Annotated in this window: 3 protein-coding genes; 2 read left to right on the forward strand and 1 reads right to left on the reverse strand. The window is 29.9% G+C overall.

Annotated features, from left to right (window positions below; genetic code table 11):
• The coding region (gene murI, locus ABY863_RS13320; RefSeq protein WP_372795638.1) for a glutamate racemase at positions 1–715 on the forward strand (715 nt) is incomplete at its 5' end.
• A 14-nt stretch (positions 716–729) separates the two neighbouring features.
• On the opposite strand, the gene ABY863_RS13325 is transcribed toward murI, so the two are convergent.
• Positions 730–1,752: a LacI family DNA-binding transcriptional regulator gene (locus tag ABY863_RS13325; protein ID WP_372795640.1), complete on the reverse strand. Its 1,023-nt coding sequence runs from the start codon at positions 1,750–1,752 to the stop codon at positions 730–732.
• A gap of 249 nt (positions 1,753–2,001) precedes the next feature.
• On the opposite strand from ABY863_RS13325, the gene ABY863_RS13330 reads away from it, so the two are divergent.
• Positions 2,002–2,894: carboxypeptidase-like regulatory domain-containing protein (locus tag ABY863_RS13330; protein WP_372795642.1), on the forward strand; the 893-nt coding region annotated here is incomplete at its 3' end.

Consider the following 2,894-nt stretch of genomic DNA (forward strand, 5'->3'; position numbering starts at 1 on the left):
ACTTCCCAATGAAAATACCATTTATTTAGCTGACAGTATAAATGCACCATATGGTGAAAAATCACCTGAAGAAATTATTTCATTAAGTATTAAAAACACTGAGCTTTTAATTTCAAAAGGGTGTAAACTTATTATTGTTGCTTGTAATACAGCAACCACTAATGCTATAGAATATTTACGAAAAACTTATATGATTCCTTTCATAGGAATTGAACCAGCCATAAAACCTGCTGCACTTTTAAGTAAAACTGGCGCTATCGGTATTTTAGCAACTAAAGGAACATTAACAAGTAAACTATTTGAAAAAACAGCTGCTGAATACACAAAAGACATCACTACTATTGAACAAGATGGCGAAGGCTTAGTACCACTTATTGAAGCTGGAAAACTAAATTCTAAAGAGTTAAATGAGTTGCTTTCGGCATATCTAAAACCTATGCTAAATTTTAACATAGATCATCTAGTTTTAGGATGTACACATTACCCCTATTTAATTCCACAAATAAAAGAAATTTTAGGCACCTCTATACATATTATAGATTCTGGAGAAGCTGTTGCCAAACAAACAAAAGCTATTTTAGAAAAATTAAATTTACTTTCAACTTCAAAAATACTAGGAAATCATCAGCTATTTATTAATAGCAACAAAGAAGTTTTAGAACAACTAATTAAAGAGGTTACAGCAAATTATTCAGTTAAAAGATTAGATTTTTAATTTTATCAAACGAACTAGTTAAAGGTTGAATTTCTTTTAATAACATGCGTTGGCAAAACAATGGTTTTGAATTTAAATTCCTTTCCTTTTTTATGAGCCTTAATTTCTTTAAGCAATAATTTTAACGCACTTTTTCCCATCTCAAAACCAGGCTGATCGATAGTGCTAAGTGAAGGTGAAATTACAGATGACATAAACCAATTACTAAACCCAATAATGGCAATTTGTTCAGGAATTTTAATTCCAACCTCATTAAAATAGGCAACAACACCAATACCAACAAGGTCAGTTATTGCGAAAATCCCATCAACATCTTTGTGTTCCGTATAAATTTTCTTTGCAAAATTATAACCTTCTTCAAAACTCACTTTTTCACATGTAAATATTAATGAATTATCAAATGGTAAATTGTAATCTTTTAATGCTTTTTTATACCCTAAAAAACGATCAATAGAATTTTGGGGATTTAAAGGACCTCTAATATGAGCAATTTTTTTACATCCAGATTTAATTAAATGTTCTGTTGCATCATAACCGGCACTTCTATCATCAATAACAACTTTTGAGCAATCTAGCAACTTTGAAATTTTATCAAATAAAACTAAAGGGATATCATGTTCAATAACTTTTCGTAAATGATCTAAATTTTTTGTATTATTAGACAACGACATTAAAATACCATCAACCCTTTTGCTTATTAACAAATCTATTTGTTTTTTTTCTAGTTCTTCAGATTCGTTTGACTGTAATATAATAACCAAATACCCTTTTTTTTCAGCCTTTTCAATAATAGCATTTACAATATTTGAAAAAAAGTGGTGAACAATCTCAGGGATTATTAAACCAATAGTTTTTGATTCTTTAGTTCGAAGATTTACAGCAAAAGAATTTGGTTTGTAATTAAGTTCTTCAGCAAGTTTTAAAACAGCTGCTTTCGTTTTAGGACTCACATCAGTATAATTTTTTAGAGCTTTTGAAACTGTTGTAATTGAAATACCTAACTCTAAAGCAATTTCTTTTAATGTAACTTCTTTCATCCGTTTAATTTTTATTTTTTAGCGGTAACAGATGCTGTTCGCCATTAATCATTCCTTTGTGTGTCAAAATTTGTAATGCCCGTTTCATTTTATAAATTTAGATAATATAATTTACATAATCGAAAACGTTTTCGGTAAAATCGAAAACGTTTTCGATTAAAATTTAGTATATAAAAGTGTTAATACCACATACATTCGATTTTGATAATCAAAATTAATAACTTTAACATTATGAAAAAACTATTTTTAATGAAGCAGAATTATATTTTTATATTTTTCTTAGCAATTACCAGTGTTGCTTTTGCACAAACCAAAAGCGTCACAGGAACTATAAATGATGCATTTGGACAACCTTTACCAGGCGTAAACATTTTATTGAAAGGAACCGTTATTGGAACAACTTCTGATATGGATGGAACTTATGCCTTATCTAATTTAGAAAGTGGAGATTTCACTGTTGAAGTTTCTTATGTTGGTTTTAAAACTTTTTCAAAAGCAATTACAATTCAGAATGAAAATTTAACTGTAGATGTAATTTTAAATGAAGATGTTATGTCTTTAGATGATGTTATGATAACTGGAGTTGCAAATCCTCGTTCAAAAATTGAGTCAAGTATTTCAGTTACCACATTAAAACCAAGTTTAATCGCACAATCTTCACCAAGATCAACTGCGGAAATATTTAGAACTATTCCTGGTATTAGAACAGAATCTTCTGGTGGAGAGGGAAATACAAATATTTCTGTTAGAGGTGTGCCAATTTCTGCAGGAGGATCAAAATACTTACAATTACAAGAAGATGGTTTACCTGTACTTTTATATGGTGATATTTCTTTTGCTACGGCTGATATTTTTTTAAGAGCCGATCAAAATATTGCTAGAATTGAAGCTATAAGAGGAGGTTCTGCTTCTACGCTTTCAAGTAATTCTCCTGCAGGTATCATAAATTTTATCAGTAAAACTGGTGAAATAGAAGGTGGTGGAGCAGCAACTACAGTTGGTTTAGATTACAATAGTTTAAGAACCGATTTTGATTATGGATCACCAATTGGTGAAGGAGTTTCTTTTCATGTTGGTGGTTTCTACAGACAAGGTGAAGGCGTTAGAGATGCAGGATATTTAGCAAATAAAGGAGGTCAAAT

It is taken from the genome of Lutibacter sp. (assembly GCF_041562875.1).
GTDB lineage: Bacteria > Bacteroidota > Bacteroidia > Flavobacteriales > Flavobacteriaceae > Lutibacter.

What these genes read in the sequence shown, in the direction of transcription:
- ABY863_RS13325 (WP_372795640.1), bottom strand. Translation starts at nt 1,752, where the DNA reads ATGAAAGAAGTTACATTAAAAGAAATTGCTTTAGAGTTAGGTATTTCA.